Raw genomic sequence first — 23,083 nt, forward strand, 5'->3', positions numbered from 1 at the left:
CGCGTTGTCTCCTAGTCCAGTCCGGGGTCGACGACGGCTTTGACCGCGGCCATCGACTCCATGTCACGGATCGCCTGCTCCGCACCCGACAGCCCGACGGCGGGGGAGAACATGGCGTTCCACTCGAAGCGGTCGGCGAACGCCGACAGGAAGCGCAGCGCGCGGGCGAGGTCGCCCACGTCGCCGTTGAGCGAGCCCACGACGGTGATCTCCCGGCCCAGCACCACGTCCATCGGCACCGGCGCGGCGCGCGGGCCCGCGATGCCGACGACCACGTGCGTGCCGCGCTTGCCGCACATCAGCACGCCCTCGCGGTTGGCCGTGGGCGCGCCGGCGAAGTCGAGCACCAGGTCCGCGCCCAGCGCGCCGGTCAGCTCCTCGACCTGGGCGACGCGCTCGTCCGGGTCCGTCACGTCGGTGACGTCGATGGTGGCGTCCGCGCCGAACTTCGCGGCCAGCGCCAGCCGGTTCGGCGGCCCGCCCAGGGTGATCACCTGGCCCGCGCCCGCCGCGCGGGCGAACGCGGTGGCGACCAGGCCCAGCGGGCCCGCGCCCTGCACGGCCACCGTGGAGCCCGGCCGCACGCCGCCCGCGTTGGCGAACGCGCGCACCACCGTCTTCACCGCGCACCCGGCGGCGGCGGCCCAGGTGTCCGGCAGGTCGGCCGGCACCACGATCCGGTGCGCGCCCGGCGCGAGGTAGACGTACTCGGAGAGCCCGCCGATCGCGTACGGCCAGCGGTCGGAGCGCTGGCCGAACCCGTAGCCCCGGTCGTCGCACAGCACGGGCTCGCGCAGCACCGTGCAGCCCTGGCAGTGCCCGCACACCGACTCCGACCAGACCACCCGGCTGCCGATCCCGACCGGCTTGCCGCAGGCGTCCCGGCCGGAGTTCGCGCCGAGCGCCACGACCTCGCCGGTCATCTCGTGGCCGAGGATCATCGGCAGGGAGGCGAAGGGCAGCGCACCGGCCCACAGGTGGGCGTCGGTGCCGCACAGCGTGGTGCTGGTGATCCGCACGATCGCCGAGCCCGGCGGGAGCTCCCCCGGCAGCGGCACCTCGGTCAGGTCGAGCGGTGCGTTGAACTCGCGCAGCACCGCCGCGCGGGTCGCGGTGGGATGCATCTACCCCTCCCGGCTGTTCTGGTCGGTGGAGGCGAGGGCCCGGACCGCCCGCTCGGCGAGCGCGCGGGCGAGGAACGGGTGCGGGCCCTCGGCGGGGAACCGGTCGGGAGCGGTGGGGAGCCCGGGGTCGAACCACCCGTCGCCGGGCCCGGCGGTCGGTGCGTCGGCGGCCGGTGACCCGGCTGTCGGTGACCCGGCTGGGGGCGTGCCGGGCCCGTCGCCGCCCGTCCCGGTGACCGAGCGGAGCCGGGCCCCGGTGGGGGACCCCGGCGGCACGAAGAGGAGTTCGGCGTCGAACCACCCCTCGCGCGCACCGGCCGGCCCGCCGGCCGCCCCGGAGGGCGTCGGCGGGCGCGGGTCGTCGACGTGGGTCATGGGAACCCCCTTCGGTCCGGTCAGGCCGCGGAGTCCCAGCGGTCCCGGCGGCGCGTCCACAGCAGGACGACGAGGATCACCAGGAACGGCAGGACTCCGCGGTACTGCTGGAGGACGACGACGGTGCTGGCGAGGCCCTGGAGCACGCCCAGGGCCACGCCGCCGACGAACGTCCAGGCGAAGCTCCGGAAACCGCCGACCAGCGCGGCGGCCAGCGCCGGCGTGATCAGCAGGGCCTGCGAGCCGAAGTCCCCGGCGAGCCGGGGAGCCACGATCATGATCGCCAGGGCGCTGGCCGCGCCCGCCGTGCCCCAGACCACCATCGACAGCCGGGGCACCCGGATGCCGATCAGCTCGGCGGTCGTGGGCCGCTCGGACTGCGCGCGCAGCAGGAGACCGATCCGCGTGCGCTTGAGCAGCACGGTGGGCAGCACGGCGAACAGCACCGCGAGGACCATCGTGACGACCGCCGTCCAGGTCACCACCACGCCGCCCGCCGTGAACGCCGGGCTGTCGAACGGGCTGGGGAACCTGCGCGGGTGCTGCGCGCCGAACAGCCGCAGGCCCACCGCGACGAGCCCGGTGAAGGTCGCGATGGTCACCGCGGCCTTCACGCCCTCGCTCGCCTCGGCGAACCAGCGCACCATCACCACGCCGAGCCCCACGTGCAGCGCGGCGGACGTGACGAGCCCGCACGCGACGGCCGGGAACAGGGGCAGGCCCGCTTCGTGCAGGCCCACCATGGCGAACGCCCCGAAGGCACCCACGGCGGCCTGCGCGAAGTTGACCACGGCGACGAGGCGGTAGGTGAGCAGGGTGGACAGGCCCATCAGGGCGTACGCCCCGCCGGTGACCAGCCCCGCGACGGCCGCGGACAGTTGCAGCACAGCAGCTCCCGGGTCAGTCGTTGGGCACGGTGATGAACGTGTCGTCGACCACGACCCACCGCAGACCGGTCAGGCGGACGATCTTGGATGCCTGGTTGGGCGCGTGGGTCTCGCCGGGACCGAACTCCCATGGGGTGCCCAGCATCGGGTCCTCGATGGGGGTCATGTCGCGCAGCGCGGCACCGACCGACTCGCGGGTGATCTCGCCCTTGATCGTCTTGAGCACCTCGACCAGGAACTTCGCGGACAGGTAGCCGCCCTGGGAGAACGCGGTCGGCTGGGCGTCGCCGCGCGACACGGCGCTGCGCCAGCCCTTGTTCGCCAGGCTGTCCGAGGTGAACGGCTCGAACTCGCTGCCCGCGTACACGTTGAGGCCGAGCCCGCCGACGGCCTTGGCCACGCTGTCGGTGTAGGCGGGGGCCAGCAGCAGGAAGTCGACGTCGTCCATGCCCTGGGTCTTGGCGGCCTGCAACCACGGCACCACGAGCTGCTCGGCCGGGTTGAACAGGATCGCGTCGCAGCGCTCCTGCTTGGCCTTGAGCAGGTACGGCGTGAGGTCGCCGCTCTGCTGCACGGTCTGGTCGTCCACCACGAGCTTCTGGCCGCTGAGCTGCTCCCAGCGGGCCAGCGCCTCCTTGACCGCGTCCTCCGAACCCGGCAGCACCACGGTGAAGTTGCAGACCCGCTTGTCGTTCAACTTCTGCGTGGCGTGCAGCAGCACGGCCGTCATCAGCGTGAACGGGCCGACGTTGACCGGCGCGATGTTCGGGCTCTGGAAGCACTTGGGGGTGGCCGCGACGGCCATCACGGAGCTGATCTTCGACTGCCGGTAGAACCCGTCGTTGACGTCGCAGTCGGTGAAGCTGGCCGAACCCGCCATCGCCACCACACCGGCGTCGGCGAGCTCGCGGGCGACCTGGGCGGTGCGCTGGGCGTTGCCCGCGTCGTCCTTGACGATGTACTCGATCTTCTTGCCGTTGATGCCGCCCGCCTCGTTGGCGTCGTCGAAGACGCGCTGGGCGGTCTTGGGCACCTCGGCGGTGATGAACTGGCCGGTGAGGCCGGCGACGGCACCGATCTTGATGGTGTCGCCACCGCTGCCGACGCCACAGCCGGCCAGCGCAGACGCCGTCAGGGCGGCAGCGGCGAACACGGCTCCCGCCTTGAGGTGCTTGCTCGTCAAGGGTTCGTCCTTTCGGGGTGATGGGTGTTTCAGCGGGTCGCGGAACCCAGGTAGGCGGCGATGACCGCCGGGTCGGCCAGGACCTCGTCGGGCGGACCGCAGGCGATGACCTCGCCGAAGTCCACGACGACGACCGAGTCGCAGGTGGAGCGGACCAGTTCGATGTCGTGCTCGACCAGCAGCACGGCGGTGTCGAACCGCTCCGGGATCTCGGCGAGCCGGCGTTGCAGCAGTTCGGTCTCCGCGCCGGAGTGCCCGGCGGCGGGTTCGTCGAGCAGTAGCACCGGCGGCCGGCCGGCGGCCAGCCCGGCGACCTCCAGCAGCCGGCGGGTGGCGACGTCGACGACGGCGATCGGCACGTCGGCGGCGGGGCACTCGAACAGCGCCAACTGCTCGTCGACCTCCTCGCCGGACAGCGACCGGCCGGCCGCGACCTGGACGAACATGCCGACGGTGAGCTGCTCGGGCACGCGCGACTGCTGGAAGCTGCGGCGCAGCCCCAGCCGGGCCCGGCGGTGCGCCGCCAGGCCGTCCACCGCGCGGCCGTTGAGCAGCACCTGGCCGCTGTAGTCGGCGGTGAAGCCGGTGACGGTGTTGATCAGGGTGGACTTGCCCGCGCCGTTCGGACCGACCAGGCCGACCACGTGGCCCCGGGGCACCACCAGGCTCACGCCGTCGACGGCGGTCAGCGAGCCGAACCGGACCCGCAGGTCGCGGACCTCCAGCGCGGGCGTGGCGTCGGCTGTGTCGCGCGGGGCGCGCAGCCGCAGCGGCACGATCGGCTTGGGGTTGGCGTGGGGGATGGGCAGTGATCCCATCCGGGCGACCTTCCTGCGCCGCCGCCGCGCCCGCAGCAGGTCGGTCTGGCTGCCGCCCAGGCGCAGCACCTGCACCGCGCCGACGGCGAAGAACAGGACGGCGAGGTCCTGGGGGACGCCGAGCGCGTCGAGGAGCACGGGGAACAGCGCGCCCATCAGGCCACCCGCGATCGCGCCCTCGACGTTGTCGCTGCCGACGAACAGGGCGATGGCGAAGAACGACACGGAGGCGAAGGCGGCGAAGTTGCCCGCCGTCACGATGCCCAGTTGGCCCGCCATGAGCCCGCCGCCGACACCGGCGACGAACGCGCTGAGCGCGAACGCGGTCAGCTTGCCCCTGGCGACGCTGATGCCGTGCGCGGCGGCGGCCCGCTCCGAGTGCCGGATCTCGACCAGCGCGCCGCCGGCCCGGGTGCGGTCGAGGTACCGCAGGCCGAGGAAGAGCAGCGCCACCACGATGACGGTGAACACGAAGTACGCGCTGTCGGTGGTGAAGCCCGCCGGCCGCCGGACGAAGTCGTAGTCGCCCTGGCCGGGGTAGGGGATGCCGGTGAACACGACGTCGAGCGCCATGGCGAAGGCGAACGTGGCGACCGCCAGGTTCACCCCGCGCAGGCGCAGCGCGGGCAGGCCGATCAGCACGCCCGCCGCCGTCGCGGCCACGCCGCCCAGCAGCAGCCACACGACGAAGCCGCCGGGCACCCCGGCGACGTTCGCCCAGCCGACCACCCAGGCCCCGATGGCGGCGAAGCTCAACTGGCACAACGAGATGACCCCGGCCCGCCCGGTGATCAGGCCGTAGCTCTGCATGAACACGGTCGACACGGCCGCGCCGGTCAGCAGGAACGTGAAGTGGTTGTTCGCGAACCCGGCTCCGGCGGCGGCCACGACGGCGGCGAACAGCAGGCCGAGCACCGCGGGGTGCGGTCGGCGACGGAAGAGGTCCACTCTCAGACTCCGCTCTGGGTGTGCGCGTCGCCCAGGTAGAGCGCCCGCAGGTAGCCCTGGTCGGCGCGCAGCCGACTGCCGTCGCCGGAGTGCACGATCGCGCCGCGGGCCATGACGTAGGCCCGGTCGGCGATGCCGAGGGCCAGAGCCGCGAACTGCTCGACCAGCAGCACGCCCACGCCGCCGTCGGCGAGCCGGCGCACGGCGGAGGCCAGCCGGTCCACCACGATCGGCGCGAGGCCCAGCGACATCTCGTCGACGAGCAGCACCCTGGGCCGGCCCAGCAGGGCCCGGCCGACCACCAGCATCTGCTGCTCGCCGCCGGAGAGCAGCCCGGCGGGGGCGTGCACCTGCTTGCGCAGCTCGGGGAACAGCTCGAAGACCCGGTCCGGGGTGTCGTCGTGGCGGCAGGCGGCGCGGAGGTTGTCCAGCACGGAGAGCTCGCGGAACACCGTGCGGTTCTGCTCGACGTGGGCGAGCCCGGCCCGCGCGCGCCGCCACGCCCGCAGCTTCTCGACCGGCTCCCCGTCGAGCCGGATGCGGCCGGAGGCGATCGGGACGGCCCCGGAGACGCCCTCCAGCAGGGTGGTCTTGCCCGCGCCGTTCGCGCCGAGGAGCACGGTCACCGAACCCTCGTCCACCCGGAGCGACACGCCCCGCACGATGGTCAGGCCGTACCTGTCGACCGTCACGTCCTCGATGGACAGCACACTCACCGGATCCACCGTTTCCTGTCGCCGCGTCGGGGTGGTCGGGTCAGCGTGGTCCGGCCGGAGTGGATCACCGGTCCGTAGAAATACTGAAGCGCCCGACCAGGAAAGCGAGGAAGGTTCCAGGACGAGTCCGGTGGCCGGTGTCGCGCGGTCGTCGCGACGGGCTTTTCCGCCGGTCAGGGGCCGGCTCACCGGATATCCGCGCGAAAGGGATCGGACAATGGCGGGGCGCGCCCGCTGTGCACGATTTGGTAACGCCGGAGTCACTCTCCGGACATGCCCATGCATATGCACCGTTGCACGTCGTTCACGAGTGGTGCCGTCCGGGCGGCCGTGGTGGCCGGATTCAGCCGGCGGTGGGACCGCTCCACGGAAATGGTCTGGACCTGCGGGAGCGGTTCGGGCGGGCGGTCCGCACCGCCCGTTCCCGCGAACGCGCCCGGGTCCGTTCCCGCGAACGGACCGGGGAACCGGCCCGGGAAAGCCCGAAGCCCCCGATGCCTGCGCGGCGCATCGGGGGCTTCAGGGCCGGTTCGCCGACCGGTCCGGGGGATTTCAGTGCGCGCAGCGGCATTCACCGGGCGGGCAGTGCGAGCACGCCGCGAAATCCGGCAGGTCGAGCGTGGGATTGCGGTCGAGGAATCCGAGCGGCTTGAACATGAATCCGCTGTAATCGACCGGCATGACCGGCCAGTCCTCCGGGCGGGGCAGGTGGGTGGGGCCGAAAACGTGCCAGAGCACCACGTCCTCGTCCACCAGGGGCCGGTCCTGCGCGGTCCACTTCGGCAGCCCCGCGCCGCCGGGGTGCTGGTCCGGGTACTCGCCGGCGGGGTAGCGCTCGTCCTCGTGGAAGCGGGTCACCCACAGGTGCTTCGAGGCGAACCCGGCGCGCGCCGCCACCGTCGAGTCCGGCTGGGCCAGCAGCGTCGGGCCGGGCCTGGGCACGAGCTGGTAGGCGCGCGGCTTGCCCAGCCGGTTCACCTCGTCGGAACTGCTGACCACCCACGTGCGACCGCGCAGCGGGTCCGCCAGGCGCGCCGCCGTCGACTCGCGGTCCAGCACGGTCGTCGTGGTGGTGAACGCGTTGCCGCGCGGGTTGTCCGGCCCGGACGGGACGCCGACGAAGTCGACCTCCTCCACGGTGTTCGCCGGGCCCGCGACCTCGGTGTCCAACCGAGCGCAGAACAGGTGCTGGTGCACCGGGGCCATCAGGCCGGGTGCGATCTCCGCGCCGTAGGGGCTCTCGCCGCCCGCGCCGCAGAACACCACGCCGGTCGCCTTGGCCTCCAGCTCGATCGTGCCGTCGAGGTAGAAGTACCAGAAGAAGCCGTAGTCGTAGTTGCCGATCGTGCTGAACGACGAGACCACCAGACGGCGCGAGCGCCGCACGTCCGACGCGCCGGTGAGGATGTTGGTGTGCTTCCACTGCACGCCGTAGTCCTCTTCGTGCATGCAGATCGCCTGGGGGATGGCGACCGGGTGCCCGTGGTCGTCCGCGAGGACGGCGTCGAAGTAGTGGATGACGCCCAGGCAGTCGCAGCCCAGCCGCAGCGAGTTCGCGTTCTTGCCCAGCAGGTACTCGCCCGCGTCGAAGTAGCTGATCCAGTTGCGCCACGGCGCGGGATCGCCGTAGGGGACGACCATCTCGGCCATCGACGCCCGGTGCAGCACCGGGTCCCCGCCGAACGAGATGCGGTGCAGCGTGAGGCCCTCGCGGGCGTTGAAGCCGATCCGGAGCCGCCAGCCCTCCCAGCTCACCTCGCTGCCCTCGACGGTGAAGCTCACGCCCTCGGGCTGGGTGATGGAGATCGGCTTGAGCGTCGTGCGGGCCGGCTCGCCGGTGTAGTTGCCGTGCTCGACCGGCGTCGGCATGTCGCCCTCGTCGGTCACCGCCAGCACCTCGTTGGCGATCAGGTCCACCTCGCACAGCAGCCCCTCGACGGGGTGCGCCCACGGGCTGTCGTCCACGTGGTCGCGCAGGAACGTCAGCGCCCGCAGCACCCGGCGCTCGCGCAACAGCGGCTCGTCGAAGAAACCGGGCGAGAGCGGGCCGATGAACGTCAGCGACCAGTCCTCGACGCCGCGCCGGCGCATCGCCGCCTGCCAGCGAGGGTCGGCCTTGACCAGCTCGGCGCTGCGGTCGTACTCCTCGAACAGGATCGCGGGCTGGCCGTCCACGGCCGGTTCGAGCTCGCGGTAGGACTCCAGCACGCCCCCGGTCGCGTTCACCACCGCTTCGGCCGCGACACCGGTGGCGGTGTCGAGCAGCACGGCCCGCGCCCGGCGGGTGACCGCATCACCCGTCCGGTGGGCCCGCACCGCCTCCTTGGCCGGCTCCACCGGCAGGACGCTGGGGAACCGGGTGGTCTCACCGACCTTCCCCGCGCGCACGAGCACATCCCTGACCTGGGAGATCTCGTCGGCGGTGAACGGGTCGAGCGGATGGGGACTGTGGGTCATACCCCCGAGTATTCGGCTCGGGCGCGGATAAATCTTGGCGTGCGGCGTACCGGACTTGGTCCCCGGCGCACGTTCGCCGGCAGTCAACGGCCGGTCACTGGCGGACAAGACGGGGGACCGCCGCACGAGGACCATCGCGGACATGTCGACGGGTTACGTGTACCACGAGCTCTACGGCTGGCACGACACGGGTACCCACGCGAGTCTCGCGCCCGCCGACCCGCGTCGTGGAATCCAGCCGTACCGACACCTGGAAAACCCCGAAGCCAAGCGGCGGGTGCACGAACTGGTCGTGGCGACCGGCCTGATCGACCGGCTGACCCGCCTCGCACCACGCCCCGCCACCGACGAGGAGATCCTGCTCGTCCACACGCCCGGCCACCTGGCCCGGCTCACCGAGGCCAACGACACCGGCGGCGACGGCGGCGACGGCGGCACCCCGTTCGGGCGCGGCGGGCTGGACATCGCGCGGCTGGCGACCGGCGGCGCGATCCGCGCCGTGGAAGCCGTGCTGGGCGGTGAGGTGGACAACGCCTACGCCCTGGTCCGCCCCCCGGGCCACCACGCGGTACCCGACTCCGGCATGGGTTTCTGCATGCTGGCCAACATCGCCATCGCCGTGCGCGCCGCGCGGCGCACCCACGACGTGGCGCGGGTGGCGGTGGTGGACGTCGACGTCCACCACGGCAACGGCACCCAGACCGTGTTCTGGGAAGACCCGGACGTGCTCGCGCTCTCGCTGCACCAAGACCGGATGTTCCCGTCGAACTCCGGGTTCGTCACCGAGCGCGGTGCCGGCGCGGGCTTCGGCTACACGCTCAACCTGCCGCTGCCGCCGGGCACCGGCAACGGCGGCTACCTGGAGGCGGTCCGCCGGGTCGTGCTGCCCGCGCTGCACCGGTTCCGGCCCGACCTGATCGTGATCGCGGCGGGCTTCGACGCCAACGCGCTGGACCCCCTGGGCCGGATGATGGTCACCCCGCGCGGGTACCGGGAGATCGCCCGGATGGTGCTCGACGCGGCGGCCGGGCTGTGCGACGGGCGGGTCGTGTGCGTGCACGAGGGCGGGTACGCCGCCGCCTACGTCCCGTTCTGCGCGAACGCCGTGATCGAGGTGCTGGCGGGCGTCACCGAGCCGTTCCGGGAGCCGTTCTCCTTCGACACCCTGGGCCAGCAGGAGCTCCAGCCGCACCAGGATGCGGCGATCAAGGCCGCCGAAGTGCTGGTCGGCGACATCTGACCCCGGTCCGGCCGTCGCGCCCCGGCGGCCGGACCGGTCTCCACCCCGACACCGCGCGGGTCGGGTCCCTCCCTCACGCGGTGAAGTCCGAGCGGAACCCGCCGGGCGCGGTGCCGGTGCGGTGGCGGAAGTACTTGACGAAGTTCGCCGGGTCCGGGAAGCCCAGGCGCGCGCCGATCGCGGCGGCCGCCAGGTCGGTGTGGGCGAGCAGCCGGCGGGCCTCCAGCACGATCCGGCGGTCCAGGAACTCCTTCGCGCCCATCCCCACGGCGTCCTGCGTCGCCCGGGTCAGCGTGCGCGGCGAGTAGCCCAGGGCGTGCGCGTAGTCGGCGACCCGGTGCCGGGTGGCGAAATCCCGCTCGACCGCCTCGCGGAACCGGAGGAACGCGTCGTTGTACCGCGGCCCCCTCGGGTCCGACGCCGACGACAGCCGGTGCAGCAGCGCGCCCAGCAGGTGCGCCAGCAGCCGTCCGGCGGCGGCGGGCGGCGCGTGCGCGAGCGCGGCGTACTCGACGGCCAGGTGGTCGGCGGCGGTGCCGGCGAGCACCCGGTTCTCGGTGGTGAGCTGCCAGTGCGACGGCCCGAACGGGCTCGCCGCGTCCGGTGGCGGGAAGTCCGGCCGGAACAGCAGCAGCGGACCTTCCAGCCGGGCCCAGGACCGGAACTGCTGCACCTGGCCGGGGCGGACCCACACCACGCTGCCGGGGCGCAGCCGGTAGGGCGTGAAGTCCACGGTGTGCGTCCCGGTGCCGGCGGTCACCAGCATCAGGAGGTGGAACTCCGGCCGCTGGGGGCGGGTCAGGTCGTGCCCGCCGCTCGCGCGGGAGCGCAGCGCGCCCAGCGTGAGCACCTCGATCCCGAGCTCGGTGCCCGCCGGGTTGCGGTACGGCACCTCCGGGATGTGTCGCTTTTTCACCATGACGTGTCCTTCTCCCACCTCGCCGGTCCGCCGGCCGGTGGCTTGACTATGCCCCACGGGCGTCGAACGGCGTCCACCGTCCATTGAGGAGAGACCGCTCAGTCATGGCACACATCGCGCTCATCGGAGCCACCGGCACCATCGGCTCGCGAATCCTCGACGAGGCGCTGCGCCGAGGCCACACCGCCACCGCGATCGTCCGCGACCCGGCGAAGCTCGACCGCACCGACGCCGGCCTCACCGCGCGCGCCGGCGACGTGCTCGACGCCGCGAGCCTGCCGGAGCTGCTGGCCGGCCACGACGTGGTGGTCAGCGCGGTCGGCGGCGGCGACGGCCCCGGCCACCAGGCCACCATCGAGCCCGCGGCGAAGGCGCTGGTCGAAGCGCTGCGCGCGGTCGACGGCGCGCCCCGGCTGATCGTCGTCAACGGCGCGGGCAGCCTGCGCGCCGCCGACGGCAGCCGGGTCTGGGACGAGCCGGGCCTGCCGGACTGGCTGCTCCAGATCATGCACGCGCACGGCGACGCCCTGGACTACCTGCGCGGCGTGTCGGACGTGAACTGGACCGCGTTGAGCCCGGCCGCCACGATCGAGCCCGGCGAGCGCACCGGCCGGTACCGGACCGGTGTCGACGACCTGGTCAGCGACGCCGAGGGCGTGAGCTGGATCAGCACCGAGGACTACGCCGTCGCGCTGGTCGACGAGATCGAGCAGCCGGCGCACGAGGGCCGCCGCTTCACCGTCGCACGCTGACCGCCACCCGCTGACCGTCACCCGCTGACCGCTCTTCGGTAACGACTACTCCCCGTCGAACCGGACATCGGGGAGGATGCGCCCGTCGCCCCTCACCGTCGCGGTGCGACGGGAGAGGTGGGTGGCCCGTGGGCACCGCGTTGACGAGTGTCGGTCTGCCGGTCGCGCCGGCGATCGTGATGTCCGGGCTGGGCCTGTCGCTGACCGTCGCGGACTTCGCGCGGGTGGTCCGGGAACCCCGGGCCGTCGCGGTCGCCCTGGCCACCCAGCTCCTGCTGCTCCCGCTGGTCTGCGTCGGGCTGGTGACGGCGTTCGGGCTGGACCCGGTGCTCGCGGTGGGCATGGTGCTGCTCGCGGCCTCGCCCGGCGGCACCACGGCGAACCTGTTCAGCCACCTGTTCCGCGGTGACGTGGCGCTCAACATCACGCTCACCGCGGTCAACTCGGTGCTGGCCGTGGTCACCCTGCCGGTGGTGGTGAACCTGGCGCTGGACCACTTCCGGCCGGCCATCGGCGACGGCGCGGTGGGCCTGGAGTTCGGCAAGGTCGCCCAGGTCTTCGCGATCGTGCTGGTGCCGGTGGTGCTGGGGATGGCGGTGCGGCGGTGGTCGGCGGCGTTCGCCGACCGCGCGGACCGGCCGGTGCGGATCGTCTCGGCGGTGGTGCTGGTGGCCGTGATCGCGGGCGCGCTGCTCGCCGAGCGGGAGAACCTGGGCACCTACCTGGTGGACACCGGTCCGGTGGCCGCGCTGTTCTGCGCGTGCAGCCTCACCGCCGGGTACCTGCTGCCCCGGCTGTTCCGGGTCGAGCGCCGGCAGGCGGTGGCGTCCGCGTTCGAGGTGGGCATCCACAACAGCACGCCGGCCATCGCGATCGCGGTCACCGTGGTGGGCAGCGAGCGGCTCGCCGTCCCGGCCGCGGTCTACGGCGTGCTCATGTTCCCGATCGCGGCGCTGGCGGGCCACCTGCTCACCCGGACCCGCGCGGAGCGGCCCGCAGCCTGATCCGGCGGCCCAGCCGGGCCGCGACCACGCCGCACAGCCCGGCGAACACCGCCGGCCCGACCACGTACAGGTGGGGGCAGTCGGCCGCCCAGTCGTGGCGGGCCAGCCGCCACACCGCGAACCCCAGCCGCCACAGCGCGACGACGGCCAGCACCGCGCCGAGCGCCTGGATGATCTCGCCGAGCCGTCGTCGCCGGGCCAGGACGGGATCGTCGGCCGGGGTCTCCGCGCGGGCGGTCGGGTCCGGGGAGAGCACGAACGGCCGACCCGGCGGGGGAGCGGTCGACGGGCGCGCCCACCGGCGGTGGTCGCCTTCGCGGACCCGGCCGCCGAGGTGCGCCGCCGCCGCGCCGCCCAGCGGCACCGGGAGCGCCGCGACGCGCGGCCGGCCCACGCCGGTGCGGCGGAACCCGACCAGCCGGCCCAGGACGAGCGGCACCGCGAGCCCCAGCAAGAAGACCGCCCACCCGGCGACCACCGGTGCCCGACCCCGTGGACCTGTCGTGTCGTCCATACCGCCCCCCGCACGCGTGCGTTCGGGCCCACCGTAGGGCCGGCGGGTGGAGTAGCGGGCGCTGTCCGCCCGGGTGCGGGCGGAATTGGTCCGACCCGGTGAAGACGAAAGATGCGGGTCGCCCGTCGCGGTGGCAGATTTGCGGTCGGCAGAGGGAAGGGGTACCGGGTGGCGAAGTCGGTCGCGGTGCTGGGCACCGGGATGATGGGTGCGGGGATGGCGCGCAGCCTGCTGCGGGCGGGGTTGTCCGTGGCGGTGTGGAACCGCAGCGCGGACAAGGCCCGGCCGCTGGCGGCGGACGGCGCGGTGGTGGCCGCCGACCCGGCGACGGCGGTCGAGGGTGCGGACGTGGTGCTGACGGTCCTGTTCGACGCGGACTCCACCGCCGAGGTGGTGGGCGGGCTGGACCTCGGCGAGGACGTGGTGTGGGTGCAGAGCGGCACGGTCGGGCTGACCGGCGCGCAGCGCCTCGCCGGGCTCGCGGGCGGGGCCGGGTACGTCGACGCGCCCGTGCTCGGCACCCGCAAACCCGCCGAGGAGGGCGAGCTGACCGTGCTGGCGGCCGGTCCGACCGCGCTGCGCGACCGGGTGGCCCCGGTGTTCGACGCGATCGGCGCGCGCACGGTGTGGGCGGGGGAGAAGCCCGGCGACGGCCAGCGGCTCAAGCTGGCGGCGAACTCGTGGGTGTTGTCGATCACCGCGGCCACCGCGCAGGCGGTCGCCCTGAGCCGCGGGCTGGGGCTGGACCCGGCGGCGTTCCTGGACGCCATCGCCGGCGGTGCCGCGGACAGCGCCTACGCCCAGGCCAAGGGGCGGGCGATGATCGCGGGCGAGTTCGCGCCGTCGTTCGGCATCGACGGCGCGGTCAAGGACGCCGGGCTGATCCTCGACGCGATGCGCGAGGCGGGCACCGACGACCGGGTCATGCGCGCGTTGCACGAGCAGTACCGGGTGGCCGCCGAGCACGGCGGCGCGGAGGACATGGCGGCCGTGGTCCGGGCCTTCGGCACCTGATCACCCGGCAGCTGCCCCGATGTGCGAGGAAGATCGACTCGCACGAGGTCCGCCGCCGGCACCACGTGGTCGGCCCGGTCGCCGGTCGTGGTCAGCGCGGCGAACCGCCGGCCGACGAGGTCGTCGCCGGGCACGAACGGGAACGCCGGCTGGTCGTGGTACTTCCCCCGGCGCATCTGCCGCTCGGCGAAGGACACCCCGCCGGCCTCGACCTGTCCGGCGGTGGGGGAGGGCAGGTCGCGGTGTCGCGGGTGAGGACCACCGCGACCGTCGCCGCGAGGAAGACCAGTTGCATGATCGTGCGGGGGAGGAGCTGGTCGCCGAACGCGCGCGACAGGCCGGTGGTCGCCGCGTAAACGTTCGCCGGGAACATCACGACCAGCAGCGCGGTCAGCCCGATCGCCGCCCGGCGGGCCGTGCGGTGCCACAGCAGGCCGACCGCGCCCGCCAGTTCGAGCACACCGGTCGCGGTGACCAGCAGGGCGGGCGCGGGCAGCGCGGGCGGGACCATCGCGATGAGCTCCTCGCGCAGTCCCGCGAAGTGCGCGATCCCGGTCGCGGTGAACATCGCGGCCAGGCCCGTCCGCACGGCGAACGGCCACGGCGGCAGCCGTGTCAGGCCGAGGGCGCGCGCGGCGGCGAGGGCGAGCGTGACGGTCACGAGGATGATCAGCGGTTCCACGGTCGACCTCCGGGGCGATGCGAACTAGACAGTGACAAGATGCGCCCCCGGTCGGGAACTTGTCAATGTCTAGATACCGGCTAGGGTGGGGCCGTGACCTCCGGACGCCCTTACCACCACGGCGATCTGCGCCGCGCCGTGCTCGCCGCCGCCGTCGACGTGATCACCGAGCGCGGTGCGTCCGCCGTCGGTCTGCGCGACCTGGCGAGGCGGGTGGGGGTGTCGCACGCCGGCCCCGTGCACCACTTCCGCGACAAGGCCGGTCTGCTGACCGCGTTGGCGGCCGAGGGGTTCGAGCTGCTGGCCGACGCGCTGTCGGCGACGCGCGACGGGGGCGGGGACTTCGTCGACCTGGGCGCGGCCTACGTGCGGTTCGCGGTGGAGCACCGCGCGCACTTCGAGGTGATGTTCCGGCCCGACCTCCACCACCCGGACGACCCGGCGGTGGCCGCCGCGCGGGAGCGGGCGGGCGCGCTGCTCCAGGGCGGGGTGGCGGGCGAGGGGGAACCGGGGCTCGCGGCGGTCGCGGCGTGGTCGGTCGTGCACGGTTTCGCGACCCTGTGGAACACCGGCGCGCTGACGCGCGACCCGGGCGACGACCCCGAGGTGGTCGGCCGCGCGGTGGCCGGTTTCCTGTTCCGCGACCAGGGGAGGGGCCGGTGACCTCGACGCCGGCCGACTGGTCCGCCGAGGCCCGTGGGCGATCTTCCGGAGGGGTCGCGGGCGGTCGGGGGGTGGTGCGGGCGGCTCAGCCGAGTTCCGCGCGCACGGCCGGGAGCACTTCGGTGCCCAGCAGCTCGATCGCCGTCATCACCGCCCCGTGCGGGACGCCGGACCAGTCCATGTGCATCGCGTACCGGTTCGCGCCGGTCAGCCGGCCGACCGTGATCAGGCGTTCGGCCACCTCGGCCGGGCTGCCCGCGAAGATCGACTGCGCGCCGCGCGTCCACTCGTCGTAGTCGGCCCGCGAGGGGACCGACCAGCCGCGTGCGCGTGCGCCGTACTTCATGGTCTCCAGCCAGTACGGGTAGTAGGTGTCCTTGGCGTCCTGGGAGTCGCGGGCGATCAGGCCGATGGCGCTCATCGTCACGTGCAGGTCCTCCGGCGCGTGGCCGCCCGCCTCGCCCGCCCGGCGGTAGAGGTCGACCAGCGGGCCGAACCGCTCCGGCTGACCGCCGATGACCGCGTACACGATCGGCAGGCCGAGCAGGCCGGCGCGCACCGACGACTCCGGGTTGCCGCCCGTGCCGACCGAGATCCGCAGCCGCTCGCCGTAGGGGCGCGGGTAGACGTGCGCGTTCTCCAGCGGGGCGCGGAACTTGCCCGACCAGGTGATCGGGTCCTCCCGGTCGAGCCGGAGCAGCAGCGCGAGCTTCTCCTCGAACAGCTCGTCGTAGTCCTCCAGCCGCGCGCCGAACAGCGGGAAGGACTCGGTGAACGAGCCGCGCCCGGCGAGCAGCTCCGCGCGGCCCCGGCTGAGCTGGTCGAGCGTGGTGAACTGCTGGTAGACGCGCACCGGGTCCTCGGTGCTGAGCACGGTCACCGCGCTGCTGAGCGTGATGTCCCGGGTGATGCTCGCGGCGGCGGCGAGGACGGTCGCGGGGTTCGAGATCGCGAAGTTGTCCAGGTGGTGCTCGCCGAGGCCGTAGAAGCCCAGGCCGAGCTCGTCGGCGAGCTTGATCCGCTCCAACTGCCGGGCCAGCGCGTCGGCGACGCTCGCCCGCTCGCCGGTCCTCGGGTCCGGGTGGCGGTCGGCGAAGCTGAGGAGGCCGAGTTGCATTCCGTTCGTGGACACGTCATCAAGTTAGCGAGCGGATGATGACGTGTCAACAAATATTGATGACACATCAACAACTTGCTACCGTGGGCCCGGTGGACGAACCCCGCTGGCTGGACGAGCGCGAAGCACGGGTGTGGCACGCCTACCTCGACCTGAACCGCGAGCTGCACGGAGCCCTGGAACGTCAGCTCGTCCGCGACTCGGGGCTGTCGAACGCGGACTACTCGCTGCTGGCCCCGCTGTCCGAAGCGCCGGACGGGCTGGTGCGCGCACGGGAGCTGGGCGCGCTGGTCGGCTGGGAGCGCAGCAGGCTGTCCCACCAGATCGGGCGGATGGAGAAGCGCGGGCTGGTGGCGCGCGAGCGGTGCCCCGAGGACGCGCGCGGCTCGATGGTCCGGCTGACCCCGGCCGGCCGGACGGCGATCGAGGCCGCCGCGCCCGCGCACGTCCGGACCGTGCGCCGCTACCTGTTCGACGTGCTCTCGGCCGAGGAGCTGGACGTGCTGGGCCGGGCGTTCAGCCGGGTGCTGGAGCGGATCGAGGCCGGCTGAGGCCGTCCTCAGGAACCGTGCGTTAGCGTGCGACCGTTCCGTACGGTGCCGTACGGACAGGCGCACGGGAGGTTCGTGATGACGCTGGTGGCCCTGCTCACGGCTGTGGTCCTGGTGGCGGTCGGCGGGTTGCACGTGGTGTGGGCGTTCTCGCCGTGGCCGCTGCGGTCGCGCGAGGAGTTCGCGAGCCGGGTCGTGGGGGTCCCGGCCGACCGGCTGCCGTCGCCGGGGCTGACCCTCGCGGTCGCCGCCCTGCTCGCGCTGGCCGGGTACCTGGTGGCCGCGCGCGGCGGGGTGGTCGGCGCGCCCGGCCCGGCGTGGCTGACCGTCGTCGGCACGGCCGGCGTCGCCGCGGTGCTGCTGCTGCGCGGCGCGGGCGGGCTGGTCTCGTCGGCGCGCGGGGGCACCGAGTTCGCCCGGCTCGACCGGCGGGTCTACTCGCCGCTGTGCCTGGTCCTCGCCGCCGCGACCGGCCTGGTCGCCGCCCTCGCCTGACCGGCCGGCCGGCCGTCCTCCCCGACGGGGTAGGACCGCAGGCAGACCTGCTGGGGGAACGTCGACCGGTTCACGCAGACGACGACGTGCCGCCGGCGCGCCCCGGACCCGACCTCGACCGACCACAGCTCCACCCGCTGGCCGGGGAGGAACTCCCACGGGGCCCCGGACCCGGCCGGGGGTTCGATCGGTGGCGCGCCGCCGGCGGTCACCGGGTTCCAGCGCACCCGCCGCCCCGCGGTGGCCACGCCCAGCGCGGCCAGGAAGTCGTCCACGCACTCGTCCGGCGCGGTGAAGTCCATCGCCACCAGCGGACCCGGCTCCGCCGACCCGACGTGGTACCGCGCGCTGCCCCGGGCGCACCGGGGCAGCGTCACCGACGACAGCCGCTGCGCGTCGTCGAAGGTGGCGTCGGGCTCGCTGTCCGGGTAGGGCAGGGGCTCGGAATCCTCGCGCGGCAACAGCAGCGCGGCACCGGCCGCCGCCGCACCCGCGAGCGCGGCGGCGACGGCCAAACTCGACTTGACGGACACGCTGCCCCTCTTCCTCATCCACGTGGCGGACGCGACCGGTCCGCGCGGTACCCGTGCTCAGGGCTTCTCCGGCACCAGGCCGAACTCGGCCAGCAGCTCACCCACCTCGGTGGCGTCCACCTTCCCGCGCAGCCACCGCCGCAGGACGGCGGGACCGGGCACGCGCAGCTCCTTGCCGTCGCGCAACCTGCTCGTCGCCGCGAGCAGCGACCGCACGTCGTAGGTCGACCCGAACACCTCGGGCACGCCGCGGTCCACGCCCAGCAACGTGTACACCGCCTCCATCGGCGTGCGCACCGAGTACTCGGTGGTGAAGATGCAGTCCCGGCTGGTCTCCGCGAACTGGCCGATGAACGCGAAGTTCACCGACCCCTCCGGCACGACGGCCGGCCGGTCGCCCGCCCGGCGGGGCATGAAGAACGACGTGACGTAGGGCATCATCACCGGCACCGTCTTGGCCCCGGTCGCGGCCAGCTCCGGGATGTCCGCGACCGGCACGCCCAGGTGGTAGAGCCACTCCCGGGTGATCTCCTCGCCGGTGCACTCCTGCATCGTCTTCGGCACGTGGTCGCCGGGGCGGTCCACGAACAGCGAGTACACCCAGACCACGATCTCGTCCGGCTTCTGGAGCTTGAAGTGCGGCTGCCGGTTCACCGTCCAGCTCATCAGCCAGGCGGAGTCCTTGGCCGTGACGATGCCGCCGGTCACCACCCGCCCGCTGAACGGGTCGCGCTTGCAGATCTTCTGGATGTAGTCCGGGATGCGCCGGTCGACGGTGGTGACGGTCGCCGACTCCCACTTCGTCTGCGGGATGTGCGAGCCGAACACGTCCGGCCGCCCGAACGACGGGTCGTTGGCCGCGATCCGCCGCCACAGGTCCCACGCCGGCGCGGGGCCCTCGTTCAGCCGCGCGGGCGTGTGGTGGTCGCCGTTCTCGGAGTTCTCGGTGAGCGACCCGATCGTCATGAACAGCAGGTCGTCCACCCCGAGGTCGACCCCGCCCGGCACGCCGTCGCGGACCCAGTGCAGGTGGGTCGCCTGCTTGCGCCCGGCGGTGATGTCGAAGTCGACGTCGGTCACCTCGGTGGCGAAGTGGAACACCACGCCCTGCGCCAGCAGCCACTTGTACAGCGGCAGCACCAGCGACTCGTACTGGTTGTACTTGGTGAACTTCAGCGCGGAGAAGTCCGGCAGCCCGCCGATGTGGTGGATGAAGCGGTGCAGGTACAGCTTCATCTCCAGCGCGCTGTGCCACTCCTCGAACGCGAACATGGTCCGCCAGTACAGCCAGAAGTTGCTCTTGAGGAAGTCCTCGCCGAACACCTCGTCGATCCGCTTGCCCTCCACCTCCTCGCGGGTGGCCAGGAAGATCTTGATGATCTCCTTCTGCGCCTTGTCGCTCAACGTGAACAGGCCGTCGGTGTGCGCGTCGCGGCCCTGCTCGACGGTGGCGCGCTGCAACGAGCTGTTCGGGTCGTCCTTGTTGAGCCAGTAGAACTCGTCGAGCACGCTCGCGCCCTCGACCTCCAGCGAGGGGATGGAGCGGAAGAGGTCCCACAGGCACTCGAAGTGGTTCTCCATCTCCCGGCCGCCGCGGATCACGAAACCCCTCTTGGGCTCCTTGATCCCGTCGAGCGCGCCACCGGGGAGGTCCAGCCGTTCCAGGACGGTGATCCGCTCGCCGGCCATCTGCCCGTCGCGGATCAGGAACGCCGCGCCCGCCAGCGACGCGAGACCGGCACCGACGAACCACGCGGACTTGTCGTCCACGCCCTCGGGCTTGCGCGGTCGGGCGAACGCTTCGTAGTTCCCGTTGCTGTAGTACATCCGGTGCCCTTCCCCTGTGCCGGTCAGCTTCCGTACTTGTAGAAGCCCTCGCCGACCGCGACGCCGAGCTTGCCCTGGTCGATGTAGTTCTCCTTCATCCACGCGGCCAGCGCGCGGTCCTTCTCGTCGCCGTGCGAGAGGATGTTGTACGGGGTGTTGAGGCCGACGATGTCGTAGATCTGGAACGGCCCCATCGGCGCACCGGTCGCGATCCGCCACACGTTGTCCACGTCGTGCGGGTCCGCGTACCCGCCGGCCGCGAGCTCGGCGGCGGCGTTGAGGAACGGCACGAGCAGCGAGTTCAGCACGTAGCCGGCCTTCTCCCTGCGCACCGGCACCGGCACCATGCCGATGTCGGCGGCGAACGCGAGCACCTGCTCGAACACGGCCGGGTCGGTGTCCGCCGTGCCCATCACCTCGGCGGTGTTGAACTGCCAGATCCGGTTCGCGAAGTGCAGCGCCAGGAACCGGTCCGGCCGCCCGGTGAAGTCCTTGAGGGCGCTGGGCAGCAGCGTGGAGGAGTTGGTGGCGAACACCGCCCGCTCCGGCGCGAGGGCCGCGAGCCGCCGGTAGACGTCCTCCTTGATCGCGGGCTGCTCGGGGACGGCCTCGATCACCAGGTCCGCGTCCCGCGCGGCCTCGGCCAGGTCGGTGGTGGTGGAGATCCGGGTCAGGGCGTCCTCGGCCCTGCCGTCGGCAGCGCCGGGGACCTCCTCCCGGTAGGTCTCGACGAGGGTCGCGAACCGCTCGCGGGCCTGTTCCAGCACGTCCTCGGCGATGTCGTAGGCGGTGACGTCGAAGCCGCTGTAGGCGGTCTGGAAGGCGATCTGGGACCCCAGCACGCCGGTCCCCAGCACGGTGACGTTCCTGATGTCGCTCACGTGGTCGTCCACCTTTCCGCGCGGGCGGTGCGCCGGGGAGCCGGGGACCGCGCGCGACACCCGGCGGCGGTCCGCGGAACAGGGCCCCGGGCGGTCCCGGAACGCCCGGCGCGTCCCCCTCCGCAGCAGGTGCGCCTGCCGTGAACGTACCCGGCACCCGGGCCGCCGCAACTCCACGCCGACCCGCCCGCGCACGCCCGCTACCTGCGCGTTACCGCCTTCGACACCATCGGGTGACGATCTCGCGGCGCGACGCGGCGGGGCCTACCGGCGATTGTCCACCGGCCCCCGCGACCCGTCGTCGCGGCGATCGCCGCCGACCCCGGGCACCGGGCGGTCGTGGATCACACCGGCGGCGGGATGATGGCGGGGCGTGAGAGCGTTCGAGGAAGTGCGTACCGACCGGCTGAGGAGTGGAGCGACAACATGGCCACGGTGACCGAGAAGGCCGTTCTGGCGGGTGGCTGCTTCTGGGGGGTGCAAGACCTGTTCCGCCGCCACCCCGGCGTCATCTCCACCCGGGTGGGCTACACGGGCGGTGACGTGCCCAACGCCACCTACCGCGACCACGACGGCCACGCCGAGGCCATCGAGATCGTCTTCGACCCGGCTCGGCTGAGCTACCGGCAGGTCCTGGAGTTCTTCTTCCAGATCCACGACCCGACGACCCGCGACCGCCAGGGCAACGACCTCGGCGCGAGCTACCGCTCCGCGGTGTTCTACGAGACCGACGAGCAGAAGAAGACCGCAGAGGAGACCATCGCGGCCGTCGACGCCTCCGGTAAGTGGCCGGGCGCGGTCGTCACCGAGGTGACCCAGGCGGGCGACTTCTGGGAGGCCGAGCCCGAGCACCAGGACTACCTGGAGCGCTACCCGAACGGGTACACCTGCCACTACGTGCGGCCGGAGTGGCAGCTCGGCGAGCGTTGACCGCCCAGGTCGTGGCGCTGCACGTGGCCGCCGTGCACGCCTTCGAGGGCCGGCCGGCCGACGGGCCCCGACCCGATCCCGAGCCGGCCGCGCGCGACCACGTGGTGGTCCGCGCACGCCTCGGCCTCGTGGGCGACCGGTACTTCAACCACGCCGCCCACCGGTCGGCGGCGGTGACGGTCTTCGCCGTCGAAGCGCTGGAGGGCGTCGCCGCCGGGCTCGGCCTGGCCCCCGCCCCCGATCCGCTGCTCGTGCGGCGCAACATCGTGCTGCGCGGGTTCGACGTGGACCGGCTCGCGCGGCACGACGTGTTCAGCCTGGACACCGGCGACGGCCCGGTGCGCTTCGAGGCCCACCGGCCGGCGAACCCGTGCGCGTGGATGGACGTCGTGATCGCGCCCGGCGCGTTCCGGGCGCTGCGCGGCCACGGGGGAGTCCGGTGCGTCCCCCTGGACGACGGGGTGCTGCGGCTCGGCCCGGTGGTCGTGGGCTGAGGCCGTGCGCGTCGGCCGGCCCGCACGACCGCACCGGACCGGTCGCCACCGCCTCGACCGGGTCCACCGACCCGCACGACCCGGCGGCGCTGGTTCTGCCGGTTGTCCTGCCTGGTCCGGACGCCCGTTCCCTGGTGGACTCGGTGACGGATCGGACCGCTGCGCTCCCCGCCCCCGGTGCGAGTGCCGGTCCGGTTCCCGGGCAGCGGTGGCAGGGCACCGCGCGCCCCGGGGGAGTGGTCGGCGGGTCTCGGAGACGGGCCCGCCGACCACCCCTTCCCACGTCCGGGGCCCGCCGACCCGGACGACCGGCAGAACCGGTTCTGCCGGTCGTTCCGCGTGGCCACCGCGCCGCGCGGTGGGTGCACTGGGCGGAGCCGCGACGCCGGGAGGCCACAGCGATGTCCCAGAGCACGGACGACCGCACGCGGGCCGACGGCGACTTCGCGGCGGCGGTGTACGACCAGCACGCGACGGCGCTGCTGCGCTACGTGCGCGGCCTGCTGCCGAACGACCCGCACCGGGCCGAGGACGTGGTGCAGGAGTGCGTGCTGCGGGCCTGGCGCAACGAGACCGCGCTCGCCGCGCAGCGCAACTCCGTCCGCCCCTGGCTGTTCCGGGTGGCCCGCAACCTGGTCGTCGACTGGAGCCGGCGCGACCGGGTCCGGCCGCTGACCTTCGGCGACGACGACTTCGACCTGCTGCCCGGCCCGGCCGACTTCGCCGACCAGGTGGTGCGGCGGTGCGTGGTCGACCAGGCGCTGTCCGGGCTCACCCCGACCCACCACCAGGCCCTGCGGCAGGTCTACCACCTGGACCGGACCCGGCAGCGGGCGGCGACCGCGATCGGCGTGCCGGTCGGCACGGTGAAGTCCCGCGTGCACCACGCGACCATCGCGGTGGCCGAGGCGTTGGCGGGGTGCGGGGTCACCGCGGCCGAGTGGTGACCCGGTCCCGCG

The 23,083-nt window shown here is 73.4% G+C and carries 23 protein-coding genes and 2 pseudogenes; 10 read left to right on the forward strand and 15 right to left on the reverse strand.

Annotated features, from left to right (window positions below; translation table 11 throughout):
* Nucleotides 1–11: 11 nt before the first annotated feature.
* The 7 genes from AB0G01_RS23705 to AB0G01_RS23735 all read right to left on the reverse strand — a co-directional run bounded on the left by AB0G01_RS23705 (nt 12) and on the right by AB0G01_RS23735 (nt 8,508).
* A complete protein-coding gene (locus AB0G01_RS23705) occupies nt 12–1,124 on the reverse strand; it encodes a zinc-binding dehydrogenase (RefSeq protein ID WP_360948967.1) in 1,113 nt (370 codons plus the stop codon).
* Nucleotides 1,125–1,499, reverse strand: coding sequence for a hypothetical protein (locus tag AB0G01_RS23710; RefSeq protein ID WP_360948969.1), 375 nt, complete (start codon nt 1,497–1,499; stop codon nt 1,125–1,127). It abuts the gene before it with no gap.
* Nucleotides 1,500–1,519: 20 nt separating this feature from the next.
* Nucleotides 1,520–2,386 carry a branched-chain amino acid ABC transporter permease gene (locus AB0G01_RS23715; protein WP_360948970.1) on the reverse strand — a complete coding sequence of 289 codons (867 nt, stop codon included), beginning with the start codon at nt 2,384–2,386 and terminating at the stop codon, nt 1,520–1,522.
* Nucleotides 2,387–2,399: 13 nt separating this feature from the next.
* Nucleotides 2,400–3,569: an ABC transporter substrate-binding protein gene (locus AB0G01_RS23720; RefSeq protein ID WP_360948972.1), complete on the reverse strand. Its 1,170-nt coding sequence runs from the start codon at nt 3,567–3,569 to the stop codon at nt 2,400–2,402.
* 29 nt (nt 3,570–3,598) lie between these two features.
* Entirely contained in the window at nt 3,599–5,335 is a 1,737-nt protein-coding gene (locus AB0G01_RS23725; protein WP_360948974.1) for an ATP-binding cassette domain-containing protein, read from the reverse strand.
* 2 nt (nt 5,336–5,337) lie between these two features.
* Nucleotides 5,338–6,051: an ABC transporter ATP-binding protein gene (locus AB0G01_RS23730; RefSeq protein WP_360948976.1), complete on the reverse strand. Its 714-nt coding sequence runs from the start codon at nt 6,049–6,051 to the stop codon at nt 5,338–5,340.
* 552 nt (nt 6,052–6,603) lie between these two features.
* Entirely contained in the window at nt 6,604–8,508 is a 1,905-nt protein-coding gene (locus AB0G01_RS23735; RefSeq protein ID WP_360948978.1) for a primary-amine oxidase, read from the reverse strand.
* Nucleotides 8,509–8,650: 142 nt separating this feature from the next.
* On the opposite strand from AB0G01_RS23735, the gene AB0G01_RS23740 reads away from it, so the two are divergent.
* Nucleotides 8,651–9,748, forward strand: coding sequence for a class II histone deacetylase (locus AB0G01_RS23740; RefSeq protein WP_360948980.1), 1,098 nt, complete (start codon nt 8,651–8,653; stop codon nt 9,746–9,748).
* A 73-nt stretch (nt 9,749–9,821) separates the two neighbouring features.
* Here the strand turns inward: AB0G01_RS23740 and AB0G01_RS23745 are convergent, their stop codons facing one another.
* Nucleotides 9,822–10,667 (reverse strand): helix-turn-helix transcriptional regulator, encoded by an 846-nt coding sequence (locus AB0G01_RS23745; RefSeq protein WP_360948982.1) that lies wholly within the window; start codon nt 10,665–10,667, stop codon nt 9,822–9,824.
* Between the two features lie 104 nt (nt 10,668–10,771).
* Between AB0G01_RS23745 and AB0G01_RS23750 the strand changes: the two genes are divergently transcribed.
* A complete protein-coding gene (locus tag AB0G01_RS23750; protein ID WP_360948984.1) occupies nt 10,772–11,419 on the forward strand; it encodes an NAD(P)H-binding protein in 648 nt (215 codons plus the stop codon).
* Between the two features lie 128 nt (nt 11,420–11,547).
* Complete coding sequence (locus AB0G01_RS23755; protein ID WP_360948986.1) at nt 11,548–12,423, forward strand: bile acid:sodium symporter family protein; 876 nt, start codon at nt 11,548–11,550, stop codon at nt 12,421–12,423.
* Here AB0G01_RS23755 and AB0G01_RS23760 read toward each other — a convergent pair.
* On the reverse strand, nt 12,389–12,937 hold the full coding sequence (locus AB0G01_RS23760) for a hypothetical protein (protein ID WP_360948988.1): 549 nt from the start codon (nt 12,935–12,937) through the stop codon (nt 12,389–12,391). The two genes, AB0G01_RS23755 and AB0G01_RS23760, sit on opposite strands and share 35 nt — an antisense overlap.
* A gap of 168 nt (nt 12,938–13,105) precedes the next feature.
* Between AB0G01_RS23760 and AB0G01_RS23765 the strand changes: the two genes are divergently transcribed.
* The gene (locus AB0G01_RS23765; RefSeq protein ID WP_360948990.1) at nt 13,106–13,951 is read left to right on the forward strand and encodes an NAD(P)-dependent oxidoreductase; all 846 of its coding nucleotides are present in this window, start codon (nt 13,106–13,108) and stop codon (nt 13,949–13,951) included.
* Nucleotides 13,952–13,986: 35 nt separating this feature from the next.
* Here the strand turns inward: AB0G01_RS23765 and AB0G01_RS23770 are convergent.
* Nucleotides 13,987–14,196, reverse strand: a pseudogene (locus AB0G01_RS23770) (NADPH:quinone reductase); the annotation flags it as partial.
* A gap of 8 nt (nt 14,197–14,204) precedes the next feature.
* Nucleotides 14,205–14,633, reverse strand: a pseudogene (locus AB0G01_RS23775) (DoxX family membrane protein); the annotation flags it as partial.
* Between the two features lie 93 nt (nt 14,634–14,726).
* Here AB0G01_RS23775 and AB0G01_RS23780 point away from each other — a divergent pair.
* Nucleotides 14,727–15,296, forward strand: a complete 570-nt coding sequence (locus AB0G01_RS23780; RefSeq protein ID WP_360948992.1) for a TetR/AcrR family transcriptional regulator — start codon at nt 14,727–14,729, stop codon at nt 15,294–15,296.
* 85 nt (nt 15,297–15,381) lie between these two features.
* On the opposite strand, the gene AB0G01_RS23785 is transcribed toward AB0G01_RS23780, so the two are convergent.
* Nucleotides 15,382–16,413, reverse strand: a complete 1,032-nt coding sequence (locus AB0G01_RS23785) for an LLM class flavin-dependent oxidoreductase (RefSeq protein WP_360949181.1) — start codon at nt 16,411–16,413, stop codon at nt 15,382–15,384.
* 92 nt (nt 16,414–16,505) lie between these two features.
* Here AB0G01_RS23785 and AB0G01_RS23790 point away from each other — a divergent pair, with 92 nt between their 5' ends.
* Nucleotides 16,506–16,964 (forward strand): MarR family transcriptional regulator, encoded by a 459-nt coding sequence (locus AB0G01_RS23790; RefSeq protein WP_360948994.1) that lies wholly within the window; start codon nt 16,506–16,508, stop codon nt 16,962–16,964.
* Nucleotides 16,965–17,009: 45 nt separating this feature from the next.
* Nucleotides 17,010–17,459, forward strand: a complete 450-nt coding sequence (locus AB0G01_RS23795) for a DUF3995 domain-containing protein (RefSeq protein WP_360948996.1) — start codon at nt 17,010–17,012, stop codon at nt 17,457–17,459.
* Here AB0G01_RS23795 and AB0G01_RS23800 read toward each other — a convergent pair.
* Genes AB0G01_RS23800 through AB0G01_RS23810 form a run of 3 tightly spaced genes read right to left on the reverse strand, consistent with a single transcriptional unit; the run spans nt 17,399 to nt 20,700 of the window.
* Complete coding sequence (locus AB0G01_RS23800; RefSeq protein ID WP_360948998.1) at nt 17,399–17,992, reverse strand: hypothetical protein; 594 nt, start codon at nt 17,990–17,992, stop codon at nt 17,399–17,401. The genes AB0G01_RS23795 and AB0G01_RS23800 overlap by 61 nt on opposite strands.
* 57 nt (nt 17,993–18,049) lie before the next feature.
* Nucleotides 18,050–19,819: an oleate hydratase gene (locus AB0G01_RS23805; protein WP_360949000.1), complete on the reverse strand. Its 1,770-nt coding sequence runs from the start codon at nt 19,817–19,819 to the stop codon at nt 18,050–18,052.
* Between the two features lie 23 nt (nt 19,820–19,842).
* Nucleotides 19,843–20,700, reverse strand: a complete 858-nt coding sequence (locus AB0G01_RS23810) for a 3-hydroxyacyl-CoA dehydrogenase (RefSeq protein ID WP_360949002.1) — start codon at nt 20,698–20,700, stop codon at nt 19,843–19,845.
* Between the two features lie 426 nt (nt 20,701–21,126).
* Between AB0G01_RS23810 and msrA the strand changes: the two genes are divergently transcribed.
* The 3 genes from msrA (at nt 21,127) to AB0G01_RS23825 (ending at nt 23,071) form a co-directional block, all read left to right on the forward strand.
* Nucleotides 21,127–21,630: a peptide-methionine (S)-S-oxide reductase MsrA gene (msrA, locus tag AB0G01_RS23815; RefSeq protein ID WP_360949004.1), complete on the forward strand. Its 504-nt coding sequence runs from the start codon at nt 21,127–21,129 to the stop codon at nt 21,628–21,630.
* Nucleotides 21,609–22,124 (forward strand): MOSC domain-containing protein, encoded by a 516-nt coding sequence (locus AB0G01_RS23820; RefSeq protein ID WP_360949006.1) that lies wholly within the window; start codon nt 21,609–21,611, stop codon nt 22,122–22,124. Before msrA ends, AB0G01_RS23820 begins: the two co-directional genes overlap by 22 nt.
* Nucleotides 22,125–22,525: 401 nt before the next feature.
* Nucleotides 22,526–23,071 carry a sigma-70 family RNA polymerase sigma factor gene (locus AB0G01_RS23825; RefSeq protein ID WP_360949008.1) on the forward strand — a complete coding sequence of 182 codons (546 nt, stop codon included), beginning with the start codon at nt 22,526–22,528 and terminating at the stop codon, nt 23,069–23,071.
* The last annotated feature ends 12 nt before the right edge of the window (nt 23,072–23,083 follow it).

It is taken from the genome of Actinosynnema sp. NPDC023587, from assembly GCF_040640215.1.
GTDB lineage: Bacteria > Actinomycetota > Actinomycetes > Mycobacteriales > Pseudonocardiaceae > Actinosynnema.